The sequence below is a fragment of the Klenkia sesuvii genome (assembly GCF_037083825.1).
GTDB lineage: Bacteria > Actinomycetota > Actinomycetes > Mycobacteriales > Geodermatophilaceae > Klenkia > Klenkia sesuvii.
Genome location: NZ_JBAPLU010000001.1, coordinates 114,427 through 128,952, shown reverse-complemented (window position 1 = coordinate 128,952; position 14,526 = coordinate 114,427). Strand labels below are relative to the sequence as shown.

The 14,526-nt window shown below is 75.9% G+C and carries 18 protein-coding genes; 13 read left to right on the top strand and 5 right to left on the bottom strand.

Annotation, left to right across the window (positions count from 1 at the left end; all coding sequences use genetic code 11):
- Positions 1-13: 13 nt before the first annotated feature.
- On the bottom strand, positions 14-217 hold the full coding sequence (locus TEK04_RS00650) for a zinc-ribbon domain-containing protein (protein WP_336402352.1): 204 nt from the start codon (positions 215-217) through the stop codon (positions 14-16).
- Positions 218-250: 33 nt separating this feature from the next.
- On the opposite strand from TEK04_RS00650, the gene TEK04_RS00645 reads away from it, so the two are divergent.
- From TEK04_RS00645 to TEK04_RS00605, 9 genes are all read left to right on the top strand, one after another.
- Positions 251-1,219 (top strand): squalene cyclase, encoded by a 969-nt coding sequence (locus tag TEK04_RS00645; protein WP_336402351.1) that lies wholly within the window; start codon positions 251-253, stop codon positions 1,217-1,219.
- A gap of 10 nt (positions 1,220-1,229) precedes the next feature.
- Positions 1,230-1,706, top strand: coding sequence for a Fur family transcriptional regulator (locus TEK04_RS00640; protein WP_336402350.1), 477 nt, complete (start codon positions 1,230-1,232; stop codon positions 1,704-1,706).
- Positions 1,703-2,809 (top strand): CAF17-like 4Fe-4S cluster assembly/insertion protein YgfZ, encoded by a 1,107-nt coding sequence (ygfZ, locus tag TEK04_RS00635; RefSeq protein WP_336402349.1) that lies wholly within the window; start codon positions 1,703-1,705, stop codon positions 2,807-2,809. Before TEK04_RS00640 ends, ygfZ begins: the two co-directional genes overlap by 4 nt.
- Entirely contained in the window at positions 2,806-3,660 is an 855-nt protein-coding gene (locus tag TEK04_RS00630; RefSeq protein WP_336402348.1) for a beta-keto acid cleavage family enzyme, read from the top strand. Before ygfZ ends, TEK04_RS00630 begins: the two co-directional genes overlap by 4 nt.
- A complete protein-coding gene (locus tag TEK04_RS00625; RefSeq protein WP_336402347.1) occupies positions 3,657-4,211 on the top strand; it encodes an RsiG family protein in 555 nt (184 codons plus the stop codon). The genes TEK04_RS00630 and TEK04_RS00625 overlap by 4 nt, the downstream gene beginning before the upstream one ends.
- An 82-nt stretch (positions 4,212-4,293) precedes the next feature.
- The gene (locus TEK04_RS00620) at positions 4,294-5,247 is read left to right on the top strand and encodes an asparaginase (RefSeq protein ID WP_336402346.1); all 954 of its coding nucleotides are present in this window, start codon (positions 4,294-4,296) and stop codon (positions 5,245-5,247) included.
- Positions 5,248-5,311: 64 nt separating this feature from the next.
- The gene (locus tag TEK04_RS00615) at positions 5,312-5,761 is read left to right on the top strand and encodes a helix-turn-helix domain-containing protein (protein WP_336402345.1); all 450 of its coding nucleotides are present in this window, start codon (positions 5,312-5,314) and stop codon (positions 5,759-5,761) included.
- The gene (locus TEK04_RS00610) at positions 5,758-6,717 is read left to right on the top strand and encodes a hypothetical protein (RefSeq protein WP_336402344.1); all 960 of its coding nucleotides are present in this window, start codon (positions 5,758-5,760) and stop codon (positions 6,715-6,717) included. Before TEK04_RS00615 ends, TEK04_RS00610 begins: the two co-directional genes overlap by 4 nt.
- Positions 6,718-6,799: 82 nt before the next feature.
- Positions 6,800-7,087 carry a DUF2516 family protein gene (locus tag TEK04_RS00605; RefSeq protein ID WP_336402343.1) on the top strand — a complete coding sequence of 96 codons (288 nt, stop codon included), beginning with the start codon at positions 6,800-6,802 and terminating at the stop codon, positions 7,085-7,087.
- Positions 7,088-7,099: 12 nt separating this feature from the next.
- Here TEK04_RS00605 and TEK04_RS00600 read toward each other — a convergent pair whose 3' ends face one another.
- The 3 genes from TEK04_RS00600 to TEK04_RS00590 are packed head-to-tail and all read right to left on the bottom strand — an operon-like array spanning position 7,100 to position 9,093.
- Entirely contained in the window at positions 7,100-7,294 is a 195-nt protein-coding gene (locus TEK04_RS00600) for a PspC domain-containing protein (RefSeq protein WP_336402342.1), read from the bottom strand.
- Between the two features lie 42 nt (positions 7,295-7,336).
- The gene (locus TEK04_RS00595; RefSeq protein ID WP_336402341.1) at positions 7,337-8,233 is read right to left on the bottom strand and encodes a spermidine synthase; all 897 of its coding nucleotides are present in this window, start codon (positions 8,231-8,233) and stop codon (positions 7,337-7,339) included.
- Positions 8,230-9,093 (bottom strand): class I SAM-dependent methyltransferase, encoded by an 864-nt coding sequence (locus TEK04_RS00590; protein WP_336402340.1) that lies wholly within the window; start codon positions 9,091-9,093, stop codon positions 8,230-8,232. The genes TEK04_RS00595 and TEK04_RS00590 overlap by 4 nt, the downstream gene beginning before the upstream one ends.
- Before the next feature lie 34 nt (positions 9,094-9,127).
- Here TEK04_RS00590 and TEK04_RS00585 point away from each other — a divergent pair, with 34 nt between their 5' ends.
- A complete protein-coding gene (locus tag TEK04_RS00585) occupies positions 9,128-10,147 on the top strand; it encodes a UDP-N-acetylmuramate dehydrogenase (RefSeq protein ID WP_336402339.1) in 1,020 nt (339 codons plus the stop codon).
- A 158-nt stretch (positions 10,148-10,305) separates the two neighbouring features.
- On the opposite strand, the gene TEK04_RS00580 is transcribed toward TEK04_RS00585, so the two are convergent.
- Positions 10,306-11,076 (bottom strand): SDR family oxidoreductase, encoded by a 771-nt coding sequence (locus TEK04_RS00580; protein ID WP_336402338.1) that lies wholly within the window; start codon positions 11,074-11,076, stop codon positions 10,306-10,308.
- 73 nt (positions 11,077-11,149) lie between these two features.
- On the opposite strand from TEK04_RS00580, the gene mshA reads away from it, so the two are divergent.
- Genes mshA through TEK04_RS00565 form a run of 3 tightly spaced genes read left to right on the top strand, consistent with a single transcriptional unit; the run spans position 11,150 to position 14,516 of the window.
- Positions 11,150-12,508 (top strand): D-inositol-3-phosphate glycosyltransferase, encoded by a 1,359-nt coding sequence (mshA, locus tag TEK04_RS00575; RefSeq protein ID WP_336402337.1) that lies wholly within the window; start codon positions 11,150-11,152, stop codon positions 12,506-12,508.
- Positions 12,505-12,999 carry a type III secretion system chaperone family protein gene (locus TEK04_RS00570; RefSeq protein ID WP_336402336.1) on the top strand — a complete coding sequence of 165 codons (495 nt, stop codon included), beginning with the start codon at positions 12,505-12,507 and terminating at the stop codon, positions 12,997-12,999. The genes mshA and TEK04_RS00570 overlap by 4 nt, the downstream gene beginning before the upstream one ends.
- Positions 12,996-14,516 carry a DHA2 family efflux MFS transporter permease subunit gene (locus tag TEK04_RS00565; protein WP_336402335.1) on the top strand — a complete coding sequence of 507 codons (1,521 nt, stop codon included), beginning with the start codon at positions 12,996-12,998 and terminating at the stop codon, positions 14,514-14,516. Before TEK04_RS00570 ends, TEK04_RS00565 begins: the two co-directional genes overlap by 4 nt.
- Positions 14,517-14,526: the final 10 nt, after the last annotated feature.

Below are 14,526 nucleotides of genomic sequence, written 5' to 3'. Positions count from 1 at the left end.
GACCCAGCCTGCCTCACACCTGCACCGCGGTGCCGCAGATCGTGCAGACCTCGAGCTGCTGCCGCTTCCAGCGCAGCAGCGGCACGAAGAAGACGGTGAACTGCGAGTACCGCTCCACCCGCGCCCACACGGTGGTGTTGCCGCAGCGCGGGCAGGTGCGGGTGGAGCCGGGCCCGAGGTCCTTCTGCTTGCTGCCGAACCCGAAGAAGAAGAACACGGCTCGACCCTAGGAGCGCGCTAGGTTCCCAGCATGGCGGACGACGTCCTGACCTGGCTGCTCGACGGCGACCCGGCGCTGCGCTGGCAGGTCGAACGCGACCTGCTCGACGCACCGCCCGAGGTCTGGCAGGCGACCCGCGCCAGGGTCGCCACCGAGGGGTTCGGGGCCCGGCTGCTGGCCCACCAGGACCCCGACGGCCAGTGGGCCGGCGGCGCCTACTTCCCCCGCCCGGACGGCGACCCCACCTGGCCCGAGGGCGAGGGCCAGCCCTGGACGGCGACCACCTGGTCGCTCACCGCGCTGCGGGAGTGGGGGTGCGACCCCACCGCGCTCGGAGACACCGCCGAGCGTCTGGCCGCCGGCTGCCGCTGGGAGTACGACGACCTGCCCTACTGGGGCGGCGAGGTCGACGTCTGCATCAACGCGACCACGCTGGCCAACGGCGTGTGGCTCGGCGTCGACGTCGAGGACCTCGCGCACTGGTTCCCCGAGCACCAGCTCGCCGACGGCGGCTGGAACTGCGCGTGGGTCGAGGGCTCGACGGTCTCGTCGGTGCACTCCACGCTGAACGCCGTGCGCGGGCTGCTGGCCCACGAGATCGCCACCGGTGGGGACGACGCGCTGCGCGCGGCCCGGCACCGCGGCGAGGAGCACCTGCTCGCCCGGCACCTGCTCCACCGCTCGGACGGCGAGCTGCTCGACGCCTGCACCACACCGCCGGTCGCCCCGTCGCGTTGGCGGTACGACGTCCTGCGGGTGCTCGAGCACCTGCGCCTGGCCGGGCTGCACGACGGCACCGCCCCCGACCCGCGGGCCGCGGAGGCCGTCGACCGGTTGCGGGCCGGTCGCGGGGCCGACGGGCGGTGGCGGCAGGGGCCGGTCGAGCGCGGCGCGGTGTGGTTCGACGTCGACGTGCCCGAGGGCGAGCCGTCGCGGTGGCTGACCCTGGGTGGCGAGCGGGTGCTGCGGTGGTGGGACGCGGGGCAGCAGCACCCCTAGGCTCGAGACCGTGCCCGACCACGTCCACGAGCCCCCGGCCGGTGCGGACGCCCTGCCCCTGGCCCAGCAGCTGCGCTCCCGCGGGCTGCGCCTGACCACCCAGCGGCAGCGGGTCCTCGAGGCGGTCGGCGCGCTCGAGCACGGCACCCCGGAGGAGATCGGCTCCTGGTTGCGCGAGCAGGCCGGCCCCGGCGGCGCCGCGCCCGACACCTCGACGGTCTACCGCAACCTGGAGCTGCTCGAGAAGCTCAACCTGGTCTGGCACACCCACCTGGGCAAGGGCGCGCCGGTCTACCACGCCGCCCAGCACCCGCACCTGCACGTCGTCTGCTCGGTGTGCGGCCGCATCGACTCGGTCGACCCGGCGGTGATGGACGGCGTCGCGGAACGTCTGGCCGCCGACCTCGGTTACAGCCTGGACGTGGGCCACGTGGCGCTGTCCGGGACGTGCCGGGACTGCCGCGGGGCCGGTCAGGAGGAGTCGTGACGTCCCCGCTGCTGTCCCGTCCGGGTGCGGTCGCCGTGGAGGGCGGTTCCGTCGCCGCACACTACGGCGAACCGCTGCCCGAGCAGCGCCGCGCGGCCGAGGCGGTCGTGCTGGTCGACCGCAGCGACCGCGACGTCGTCGCCGTCCCCGGTCCCGACCGGCTGTCCTGGCTGCACAGCCTGACCAGCCAGCACCTCGACCGGCTGGCCGACGGCTCGGGCGCCGAGACGCTGGTGCTGTCCCCGCAGGGCCACGTCGAGCACCACGTCGTGGTCGCCGACCTCGCCGGCACCACCTGGCTGGACACCGAGCCGGGCGCGGGTGCCGACCTGGCCGGCTGGCTGGACCGCATGCGCTTCATGCTGCGGGTGGAACCGGCGCTGGTGACCGACGCGTGGGCGGTGCTCACCCTGGTCGGGCCGCGCACCGACGAGGTCCTGGCCGCTGCCGGGCTCCCCGTGCCGGCCGAGCCGTACGAGGTGCGGGCGGCCGTCGGCGGGTGGGTGCGGCGCATGCCCGCCCTCGGCGACGGCGTGCCGACCGTCGACCTGCTGGTGCCCCGCGCCGAGCTGGCCGCCCGCGCCGATGCCCTGCTGGCCGTCGGTGCGGTGCTGGCCGGGGTCGACGCGCTGGGTGCGCTCGCCGTCGAGGCGCACCGGCCGCGGGTGGGCACCGACTCCGACCACCGCACCATCCCCAACGAGACGCCCTGGCTGTCCACCGCCGTGCACCTGGAGAAGGGCTGCTACCGGGGGCAGGAGACCGTCGCCCGGGTGCACAACCTGGGTCGGCCCCCGCGCCGGTTGGTCCTGGTGCACCTGGACGGCATGAGCGAGCAGCTGCCCCCGCCGGGCACGCCGGTCACCGCCGGCACCCGCGAGGTGGGTCGGCTGGGCACCGTCGTCCGGCACCACGAGCTGGGGGTGGTCGGGCTGGCGTTGGTCAAGTCGGCGACGCTGGAGAAGGAACCCCTGCCCGAGCTGCGGGCGGGGGAGTCGGTGGTCGTCGTCGACCCCGACGACCTCGTGGTCGCCACCGACGACACGGTCCTGGCGGCCCGGGAGCGCGTGCGGGCCGTCCGGTCTGCGACGATCGGCCGGTGACGACGGGGACCCTGATCACCCTCGCCCCCACCGGGGCGGAGTCGGCGAAGGCCGACGTCCCCGCGCTGCCGGTGAGCGTCGAGGAGGTCGTGTCCACCGCGCGCGACTGCGAGGCCCTCGGTGCCGCCGTCGTCCACCTGCACGTCCGCGACCTGGACACCCGGCCGACGCTGGACCTGGCAAGGGTCCGGGAGGTGGTCACCGCGGTCCGCGAGTCCACCGACCTCGTCGTCCAGCTCTCCTCGGGCGGGGCGGTCACCGACCCGCTGCCCGACCGGGTCGCCGTCCTCGACGCGCAGCCGGACGCCGCGTCGCTGTCGCTGGGCACGGTCAACTTCGGCCGCGACGTCTTCAACAACCCGTGGGACCTGATCGTCGAGCTGCACACCCAGATGCGTGACCGCGGCATCGTGCCCGAGTACGAGGCCTTCGACCTCGGCCACCTGGCCACCCTGTCCCGGCTGCTCGACCGGCACGGCCCCCCGCACGGCGGCCACGTGCACGTCGACCTCGTCATGGGCGTGCCCGGCGGCATGCCCGGCACCACCGGCGCACTGGCCGCCTGCCTGCCCGCGATCGAACCCGGCTGGACCTTCGCGGCCACCGGGGTGGGTCGCACCTCCCTGCCGGTGATGCTGGCCGCGCTCAGCGCGGGCGGTCACCTGCGGGTGGGCATGGAGGACACGCTCACCTACGCCCCCGGCGAGCCCGTGCGCGACAACGCGCAGCTGGTCGCCCGCGCGGCCGGTCTGGCCCGCATCGCCCAGCGCCCCGCCCTGACCACCACCGAGGCCCGCGAGCTGCTGGGCATCCACCCGTCCCAGCCAGCACCCCTGGAGGCACCCCGATGACCACCACCGCGGCCGGCGGCACCGCCGTCGACACCCTGCTCGACCCCGCGTTCCTCGACGGCGTCGAACGGCGCCCGATGCTCGACGTGCGCGGGCTGCGCCGGCAGGCCGAGCAGAGCGAGGTCGACCTCTCCTACACCCGGCGCCTGCTGCAGGGCCGGCTGGACATCGTGCGCCGCGAGCTGCAGCGCCGCGCCGAGCACGACGGCCGCTCCCTGGTCGACCTGCTGCCCGAGATCCTGGCGGAGAAGGGGCGCGGCCCGGCGCACGGCCTCGGCCGGCACCAGACCGTCCAGCCCAGCAACCCGGCGGAGCTGGAGCAGTGGGTGAACTCGCTGGCCCCCGGGGTCGACCTCTCCGACGTCGGTGAGCTGCCCGACGACCAGCTCGAGTCCGCCGCCCGCGCGCTGGCCGAGGGCGAGCGGGGCCTGTCCGAGCGGCGCCGCGGCGTGCAGCAGGTGATGGACGCGCTCGCCGCCGAGCTGGGCCGCCGCTACCGCGACGGCGAGGCCGACGTCGCCCAGCTGCTGGCCGCCGAGGGCCGGCACTGATGAAGGACCCCCTCGCCCCCCACGGCGCGCTCCGCGCGCCGCGGGTCCCTGCGAGCGGGCCGAACCACGAGATCGGGACCTGATGTCGTTCCCGGACAACCCCGTGCTGGTGGAGGTGCACCGGTCGGGGTTCCTGGAGTCGGTGCACCGCGGGTCGCTGGTGGTGCTCGACGCATCGGGCGCCGTCGTCCACGCGGTGGGGGCGGTCGACGTCCCCACCCTGCCGCGGTCGTCGAACAAGCCGGTGCAGGCGACCGCCTACCTCGACGCCGGGTGGGTGCCCCGCTCCACCGAGGAGCTGGCCATCGCGGCCGGCTCGCACTCGGGTGAGCCCGGGCACGTCGAGCTGGCCCTGTCGATGCTGGCCGCCGCCGGCCTGGCCGAGCACGACCTGGGCTGCCCGGCTGCGCTGCCCTCCGACGAGCGCGAGAAGGCCACCTGGCTGGTCGAGGGCCGGACCCCGGCGCGCTCGGCGATGAACTGCTCGGGCAAGCACGCCGCGATGCTGTCGGCCTGCGTGGCCGCCGGCTGGCCGACCCAGGGGTACCTGGACCGGGCGCACCCGCTGCAGCAGGCGATCGAGGCCCGGCTGGGCGAGGCCGGTGGTGAGCCGGTGAGCGCCGTCGTGGTCGACGGCTGCGGCGCGCCGCAGCACGCGCTGTCGGTGACCGCCCTCGCCCGCGGTGTCCTGTCGCTGGTGCAGGCCGAGCCGGGCACTGCCGGCCGGGCCGTCGCCGACGCCGTGCGGGCGCACCCGTGGCTGGTCGCCGGCACCGGCAAGGACGACACCCTGCTCATGGGGGCCGTGCCCGGTCTGCTGGTCAAGGGCGGGGCCGACGGTGTCCACGTGGCTGCGCTGCCGGGTGCCGGTGCGGTCGCGCTCAAGCTGGACGACGGCGGTGACCGCGGGCGCATGCCGGCCCTGTGCGCGGGGTTGGCCCGGCTGGGCGTGCCCGCGCAGCTGCTGGCCCCGTTCGCCGTCCTCCCGGTGAGCGGTGGGGACGGCGTGGTCGGCGAGGTCCGCGCCGCGGTCTGAGGCATCCGCCACACTGCTAGCTCTCTGCTTGCAAGAGCTAGCAGGAGGCGTCAGGATGGACTGCGTGCAGAACCCGTCGGAGATCGTCAGCTCGGTCCGCGAGAGCGTGACCAGCGCCGTCGAGTCCGCCGCCGCCGAGGCCTCCACCGTCTCGACGTCGGTCAGCTCGCAGGTGGGCGACTTCATCCGCACCCAGCGCAACGCCGCCCAGGTGTCGCTGCGCGAGCTGGCCCGCACCGCCGGGGTCAGCAACCCCTACCTCTCGCAGGTGGAACGGGGGCTGCGCAAGCCGTCGGCCGAGATCCTCGCCCAGATCGCCCGGGGCCTGAAGATCTCCGCCGAGACGCTCTACGAGCAGGCCGGCATCCTCGACCGCCGCTCCGGCACGCCGGACACGGTCGCCGCGATCCGGTCGGACCCGGCGCTCAGCGAGCGGCACAAGGCCGTGCTGCTCGACCTGTACGAGTCGCTGGCCGCTCCCCCCGTCACCCCCACTCCCGAGGAGCACCGATGAGCACCCTGGACAACGCCAAGAAGAGCGCGGAGACCGCCCGCAAGCGCGCCGAGCGCACCGCCCACGACGCCCGGCTGACCGCCCGGTCTGCCCGCGAGCTCGTCGCCGAGACCGGCCGCACCGGTGTGCTGGCCGCCATCGGCGCCGGCGACGTCGTCGTCGACCGCGCCCGCTCGTTCGTGGAGGGCGTGCTGCACCGCGCCGAGGCCCTGCCGAGTGAGGCCCAGACGCAGGCCGAGGTCGCGGTGAAGGAGGCGCGGGCCCGGGCCGAGGCCGCCCGCGACAAGGCCTTCTCCGCCGTCGGCCAGGTGCGCAGCACCGCCGAGGTCGCCGCCGACCGCGCCCAGGGCGCCGCCCGCCCCGACGCCGTCAAGAACTCCGTCGCCGAGGTCCGCGGGACCGTCACGGTGCTGGCCGGCGCCGCCCGCGAGCAGGCCACCAGCACGCTGGCCGGCCTGGCCGCCCGCGGCGAGGAGGTCGTCGAGGACCTGCGGCGCCAGCCCGGCTTCCGCTCGCTCGTGAGCCGTGCCGAGCGCGGGGTCGAGACCGTGCAGGACGCCGTCGACGGGGTGCTCGACACCGCTGACGAGGCCGTCGCCGACACCGCCGACGAGGTCACCTCCGCCGCGCAGAAGTCGAAGGCCGAGACCGCCGACGCCGCCGACGAGGTCACCTCCGCCGCGCAGAAGGCCAAGGCGCGCACGAGCAAGGCCGTGGCCGAGACCAAGCGCGACGTGGCCCGCGAGGCCCGGTCGGCCAAGCGGGCCGTCCGATCCACCGCGGGCGCCGCCCCGAAGTCCCCGGCGAAGCGCACCCCCGCCAAGCGGACGACCGCCGCCAAGGCCACCCCGGCGAAGGCGCCCGCCAAGGCCAGCGCGCCCTCGGCCCGCAGCTCGGCGCCGTCGGCCAGCAGCAACGCGCCGGCCGCCAGCAGCAACGCGCCCTCGGCCGGCTGAGGCATCGGGGCCGTCCCAGCCGCTGGGCCCGCAGCGTCCGCGCTGCGGGCCCTGTAGCGTCCCCGGGAGCTACCCTGGCGGCATGCCGGCCTTCGACAACGCGCTGTTCCTCGTGATCACGTACGCCGTGCTGGCCATGGGTGCCTGGGCCACGGTCGACGCCGTCATCCGCCCGGCCGCGGGCTACGTGGCCACCGGCAAGCTGTCCAAGCCGGCCTGGGTGGCGATCACCGCCATCGCCACCCTCGTCGTCTACGGGTTCGGCGTCATGTCGTTCCTGGGGCTGCCGGCCGTCATCGGCATCGTCGTCTACCTGGTCGACGTCCGGCCGGCCCTGCGCGGCCTGCAGTCGGGCAACAGCAGCTGGTAGGACGCCCGCGGCTCAGCCGCGGGGCATCACGAGCCACAGCAGCAGGTAGGCGACGAACTGCGGGCCGGGCAGCACGCACGACACGACGAACGCCACCCGGACGACGGTGCGCGACAGCCCGAAGCGCCGGGCCAGGCCGGAGCAGACCCCGGCGATGACCTTGTGCTGGGTGTCGCGGGAGAAGCTGCGGGGCGCCGGAGAGGTCATGCTGGCACCGTAGGGCGGCTCCCTGGCAGCCGCCTGCCGAGATCAGGCGAAGATGCCCGGTGGGGGCTCCGGCGACGGCACCGCGCTCGCGTCCTCCACCGGTGCTGCGGTGCCGACGAAGGCCACGAGGTCCTCCCCGGCGACGACCCGCGAGGGCATCGGGTCACCGGCGCACCGACGGGTCAGCGGGCCCACCGGCAGCTCGGCGTCCGAGGCCACCGCGACCGTGTTGCCGTGCCGGCGCCCGCGCAGCGTGCCCGGCTCCGCGACCAGCAGCACGTGCCCGAAGACCGCCCGCAGCGTGGCTGCCTGGGTGCGCAGGAAGTGCAGCGGCGGGCCGTCGGAGACGTTCCACGCCGTCACCCCGCCCGGCCGCAGCACGCGCGCCACCTCGGCGGCGAACTCGGTGCTGGTCAGGTGCGCCGGGGTGCGCGCCCCGGCGAACACGTCGACCAGGACGACGTCCGCGCTGTCGTCGGGCGCGGCGGCCAACCCGACCCGGGCGTCGGCGGCGCACACCCGGACCCGGGCGCCGCGGGGCAGGGGCAGGTGCTCGCGCACGAGCTCGGTGAGCGGCTCGTCGAGCTCGACGACGCGCTGCCGCGAACCGGGCCGGGTCACGGCCACGTAGCGGGGCAGCGTGAGCGCGCCGCCGCCGAGGTGCAGGACGTCGAGCGGCGCGCCCTCGTCGGCGGCGAGGTCGACCACGTGGCCCATGCGGCGCACGTACTCGAACTCCAGGTGCGCGGGGTCGTCGAGGTCGACGTGCGACTGCGGCACCCCGTCCAGCACGAGCACGTACGACCGGTCGCGGTCGGCGTCGCCCAGGATCTCGGCGACCCCGCCGGCGACGGCGACCTGCCCGGGCATGGCCGGGGGCGGCTCGGCTGCCCGCCGGCGGCCCACGGTGCGCTCGCCCCGGGCCCGTGCGGCGCTCACGCGGTGCTCGTGCCGTGCGGGGCCACGGCGGACCAGCGCACGGTGACCTCGCCGTGCCGCCACCGCCGGGTCGACCCCACCAGCGGCCACCCCTGGCCGGCCAGCGCCTCGGCCGCGGCCGCCCAGCGCTGCCGCGGCCCGAACGTCGACAGCCCCGCGGCCGCGGCCCAGCACGCGTCGAAGGCGGCGAGGAACTCGTGCACCGGCTGCCCGGGCACGTTGTGGTGGATGAGCGACTTGGGCAACCGCTCGGCCAGGTCCGAGGGGCGCTCGATGTCCGAGGGCCGGACGGCGAGGGTCAGGGTCAGCGGGCCCGAGTCGTCCAGGGCCACCCAGCAGGCGCGCCGCCCCCACTCGTCGCAGGTGCCCTCCACCAGCAGGCCACCGGGCCCGAGCGCGGCGCACATCGTCGTCCAGGCGCGGGCGGCGGACTCCTCGTCGTACTGGCGCAGCACGTTGAACGCCCGCACCAGCACCGGCGAGAGCCCGGCCAGCTCGAACCCGCCGACCCGGAAGTCCACCCGCGGTGGGTCACGGTCGGCGGCGACGGCGGCCACCCGCTCGGGGTCGATCTCCAACCCGACGACCTCCAGGCCGTCGACCTCAGGACCCAGCCGCTCGACCAGCTCCAGCGTGGTGACCGCCGACGCCCCGTAGCCGAGGTCGACCACCAGCGGGCGGGCCGCGTCGCGCAGCCGCGGCACCTGCGTGGCCAGCAGCCAGCGGTCGACCCGGCGCAACCGGTTGGCGTTCGTGGTGCCGCGGGTGGGCAGGCCCAGCGCGCGGGCGCGACCGGCGGCCAGCCGGGGCTGCTTGCGGGTCGGGGGCAGCACCGCCTTGCGGGAGTGGTCGCTGCTCACCGGCCCGGAGCGTAGTCGCGGTTAGCGTGGAGGGGTGCAGGTGCTCGAGGGAACCCGGTTGGCCGAACTCACGACGTTGGCGGTGGGCGGGCCAGTCGACCGGCTGGTCGAGGTGCACGACGCCGAGGAGCTGGTCGCCGCCGTCCGTGCCGCCGACGCCGCAGGGCGCCCCCTGCTCGTGCTCGGCGGGGGCTCCAACGTGGTCGCCCCGGACGCCGGGTGGCCCGGGGACGTCGTCGCCGTCCGCTCCCGCGGGGTGCTGCGCACCGGCGACTCGCTCGAGGTGCAGGCCGGCGAGCCGTGGGACGACCTCGTCGCGCACACCGTGGCCGAGGGCCTGGCCGGCATGGAGGCGCTGTCGGGCATCCCGGGCAGCACCGGGGCGACGCCGGTGCAGAACGTCGGCGCGTACGGCCAGGAGGTGGCGCAGACGATCACCGCGGTGCAGGTGCTCGACCGGCGCGACGGCTCGGTGCGCACGCTCTCGCCGGCCGACTGCGGCTTCGGCTACCGCGACTCGGCGCTGAAGCAGAACCCCGGCGTGTTCGTCGTCCTCACCGTGACGTTCGGGCTGACCGCGTCGGAGCTGTCGATGCCGGTGGGCTACGCCGAGCTGGCCCGCCGGCTCGGCGTGCAGGTGGGGGAGCGGGCGCCGCTGGCCGACGTCCGGACGGCGGTGCTCGAGCTGCGCCGGGGCAAGGGCATGGTGCTCGACCCGGCCGACCCCGACTCCCGCAGCGCCGGCTCCTTCTTCACCAACCCGGTCGTCCCGGCGGCGATGGCCGACCCGGTGGTCGCCGCGGGCTGCCCGAGCTGGCCGGCCGGCGACGACGTCAAGCTGTCGGCGGCGTGGCTGGTGCAGCACGCCGGCTTCGGCCGCGGCACCCGTGAGGGCCACGTGGGGACGTCGTCCCGGCACTCGCTGGCGCTCACCACCGAGCCGGGCGCCACGGCCGACGAGCTGCTCGCCTTCGCCGGCCGCGTGGTGGACGCCGTCCGCGACCGCTTCGGCGTGGCCCTCGTCCCCGAACCGACCGCCGTCCGCCCGAGCTGACCCCGGCATCCCCCCGCTGACGCCCGCTGACCCCGGCATGGGAGCCCGTGCACCCGGTCATGGGCCTCATCACCGGGTGCATGGGCTCCCATGCCGGGGGAGGGGTGGTGGGCGTGCCGGGGAGGGGTGGTGGGCGTGCTGGGGGAGGGGTGGTGGGCCTACCCCTCGCGGTGGACCTTGTGCTGGGCGGCCTGCGCGCGCGGGCGGACCACCAGCAGGTCGACGTTCACGTGGTGCGGGCGGGTGATGGCCCAGGCGACGCAGTCTGCGACGTCGGCGGCGACCAGCGGCTCGCGCACGCCCTCGTAGACCTTGGCGGCCTTCGCCGCGTCGCCGGTGCGGTTGAGCGCGAACTCCTCGGTGCGCACCATGCCGGGGGCGATCTCCACGATGCGCACCGGCTCGGCGACCAGCTCCAGCCGCATGGTCTCGGCGAGGGTGTGCACGCCGTGCTTCGCGGCGGTGTAGCTGGCGCCGCCCTCGTAGCTGACCAGGCCCGCGGTGGACCCCATGAGGACGACGTCACCAGCGCCCGAGGCGCGCAGCGCGGGCAGCAGCGCCTTGGTGACCCGCACGGTGCCCAGCACGTTGACCTCGAACGCCCTCGTCCAGGAGTCGAGGTCGGCCTCGGCCACCGGTGCGGCGTCGAACGCGCCGCCGGCGTTGTTGACCAGGACGTCGACCCGGTCCAGCGAGGCGGCCAGGGCGTCGACGGAGGCCTGGTCGGTGACGTCGAGCTCGACGGCCCGGCCGCCGATGCGCGCGGCGAGCTCGGTGAGCCGGTCCAGACGCCGCGCGGCGAGGACGACGGTGAACCCGTCGGCGGCCAGGCGCTCGGCGGTCGCGGCCCCGATGCCGCTGGACGCACCGGTGACGACGGCCACACGTCCGTGGCCCGGGAAGGGGAGGGCGGATGTCTCGGCGGGCATGCGTCCAGTCTGCTGGTGCAGGATGGGGGACCGGAGAGGTGCCCGGCGGAGGCGCCTGCGGGGAGGAGTGACGGTGCCTGCTCGTCGCCCGCTGCGCCCGGTCGCCCCCTGGACGGCGCGCCCGATGCTGCCGCGCCGCGTGGCCACGCTGAGCGTGCACACCAGCCCGCTCGACCAGCCCGGTGCCGGTGACGCCGGGGGCATGAACGTCTACGTCGTCGAGGTGTCCCGGCGGTTGGCCGCCCGGGGCATCGCGGTGGAGGTCTTCACCCGGGCCACCTCGTCGGACCTGCCCCCGGTGGTGGAGATGGTCCCGGGGGTGACCGTGCGGCACGTGTCGGCCGGCCCCTTCGAGGGCCTGGGCAAGCACGACCTGCCCGCGCAGCTGTGCGCCTTCACCGCCGCCGTGCTCCGCGAGGAGGCCCGGCACGAACCCGGCTTCTACGACGTGCTGCACAGCCACTACTGGCTCTCGGGGCAGGTCGGCTGGCTGGCCCGCGACCGCTGGGGGGTGCCGCTCGTGCACTCGGCGCACACCCTGGCCAAGGTGAAGAACGCCGCCCTGGCCGACGGCGACGCCCCCGAGCCGATGGCCCGGGTCATCGGCGAGGAGCAGGTGGTCGCCGAGGCCGACCGGTTGGTCGCCAACACCGCGGAGGAGGCCCGCCAGCTCGTGCGCTGGTACGGGGCCGACCCCGCCCGCACCCTCGTGGTGCCGCCCGGGGTCGACCTGGCCACCTTCACCCCCGGCGACCGGGCCGCCGCCCGGCGCACGGTCGGGGTGCCCGAGGACGCCCTGGTGCTGCTGTTCGTCGGGCGCATCCAACCCCTCAAGGCCCCCGACGTGCTGCTGCACGCCGCCGCCCGCCTTCTCGCCGACGAGCCGGCGCTGCGGTCCCGGCTGCAGGTGCTGGTGGTCGGTGCGCCCAGCGGCAGCGGGCTGGCCGAACCGCGGCAGCTGCAGGAGCTGGCCGCGTCCCTGGGCATCACCGACGTCGTCCGGTTCGTGCCGCCGCAGGCCGCCGGGGCGCTCGCCGACCACTACCGGGCCGCCGACGTCGCCGTCGTCCCCAGCCACAACGAGTCCTTCGGGCTGGTCGCGCTCGAGGCCCAGGCGTGCGGCACACCCGTGGTGGCGGCGGCCGTCGGGGGGCTGCCCACCGCGGTCGCCGACGGCGTCTCCGGGGTGCTCGTCGACGGCCACGACCCGGCCGACTACGCCGCGGCGATCCGCAAGGTCGCCGAGCGGCGCGACGAGCTCTCGCCCGGGGCCCGCCGGCACGCCGAGTCCTTCAGCTGGGACCGCACGGCCGGGTCCCTGGTCGAGGCCTACGCCGCCGCGATGGCCGAGATGGGGTCGGCGGTGCGCTCGCCGCGGGACCGGGTGCGCGACGCCGTCCGGGCCTTCTCGGCCGGGGGCGGTGCGCGGTGAGCACCGTCGCCGAGCTCGAGGCCGTGGTGGACGCCGCGCTGCGCGACGCCGAGCTGGTCTACGAGCACCCCGCCCCCGGGCGGTTCCTGGTCGACCTGCCCGGCACCAAGAAGCTCAAGACGGTGTGCGGGCTGGTGCTCGGCGAGCACGGGCTGCGCATCGAGGCGTTCGTGTGCCGGCAGCCCGACGAGAACCGCGAGCAGCTGTGGACCTGGCTGCTGCAGCACAACGCCCGCATGTACGGCGTCGCCTACTCGATCGACACCGTGGGCGACGTCTACCTGACCGGCCGGGTCAGCGCGGCGGCGGTCACGGCCGAGGAGGTCGACCGGCTGCTGGGCGCGGTGCTCAGCTACGCCGACGACCACTTCAACACGATGCTCGAGATCGGCTTCGGCACCTCGATCCGGCGCGAGTGGGAGTGGCGGGTCAAGCGCGGGGAGTCCCTGCGCAACCTCGAGGCGTTCGCGGACTTCGTCGAGCGCGGGTGAGCACCCCGGCCCCGCCCGGGTACGAGCGCCGCTGGTGGGTGCTGGCCACCATGATCGTCTGCCTCCTGGTGGTCATCATGGGCAACACGGTGCTGAACGTCGCCCTGCCCACCTTGCAGCGCGACCTGTCGGCCACCCAGAGCCAGCTCCAGTGGGCCATCGACGCCTACATCCTGGTCTTCGCCGGCCTCCTGTTCAGCTGGGGCGTCCTCGGCGACCGCATCGGGCGCCGACGGGCCCTGCTGCTGGGGCTGGGCATCTTCTCCCTGGGGTCGGTGCTGGCCGCCTTCGCCGGGTCGGCCGACGAGCTCATCGCCTGGCGGGCGCTCATGGGCGTCGGCGGGGCCGCCGTGCAGCCGGCCACCCTGGCGGTGATCAGCAACGTGTTCCCGCCCGCCGAGCGCAGCCGGGCCATCGGGGTGTGGGCCGGGGCGGCCGGCATCGGCATCGCCGGCGGACCGCTGGCCGGCGGGCTGGTGCTCGAGCACTTCTGGTGGGGCGCGGTCTTCCTGCTCGGCATCCCGGTCGCGGCGCTCGGTGCCCTCGGCGTCGTCGTGCTGGTGCCCGAGTCCAGGGACCCCGCGCCCGGGCGCCTCGACGTCCCGGGGGTGCTGCTGTCGATCGCCGGGCTGGGTTCGCTGGTGTTCGGCATCATCCGCGGCGGCGAGGGGGTGGGCTGGACGACGCCGGGCGTGCTCGGCCCGCTGCTGGGCGGTCTGGTCCTGCTGGCCGCGTTCATCTGGTGGCAGCGCCGCACCAGCCACCCGGCGCTGGACGTCTCCCTGTTCCGGCTGCCCGCGTTCTCCGCCTCGGCCGGCGCGCTGGCGCTGAACTTCTTCGCCCTGCAGGGGGCGACGTTCTACCTCGTGTACTACCTGCAGGGCGTGCTCGGCTTCAGCCCGCTGCAGAGCGGGGCGACCCTGGTGCCGATGGCGGTGGCCATCGCGATGGCCTCGCCGCGGGCGTCGGTGCTGGCCGACCGGTTAGGCGCCAAGTTGGTGTGCGCGGCCGGGTTCGGGCTGATGGCCACCGCGTTCGCGGCCAACCAGCTGCTGCGGGTGGGCCCGCCGGTCTGGCTGGTGCTGGTCGTGCTCTTCGTGCAGGGGCTCGGCCTGGGCACCGTGCTGGCGCCGGCCACCGAGGCGATCATGAGCGTGGTGCCGCGCGAGAAGGCCGGTGCCGGCGGGGCGGTGAACAACACGGTGCGCCAGGTCGGCGGGGCGCTGGGCGTGGCCATCCTGGGCTCGCTGGTCGCCGGGGTCTACGCCGCCCGGCTGGGCGACGCCGTCGAGGTGCTGCCCGAGGCCGCCCGCGAGCAGGCCCGCCAGTCGGTGGTCGCCACGCTGGAGGCCGTGCGGGTGGCCGGGGCGGACGCCGAGGTGCTGGTCGCCCCCGCCCGCCAGGCCTTCGTCGAGGCCATGCACGTCACCGCGATCGGGACGGCGGCCTCCGCGCTGGTCGCCGCCGTGGTCTGCCTGGTCTGGTTGCCCGGCCGCCGCACCCTCCCGCCGTCCTGACCCCGTCCGA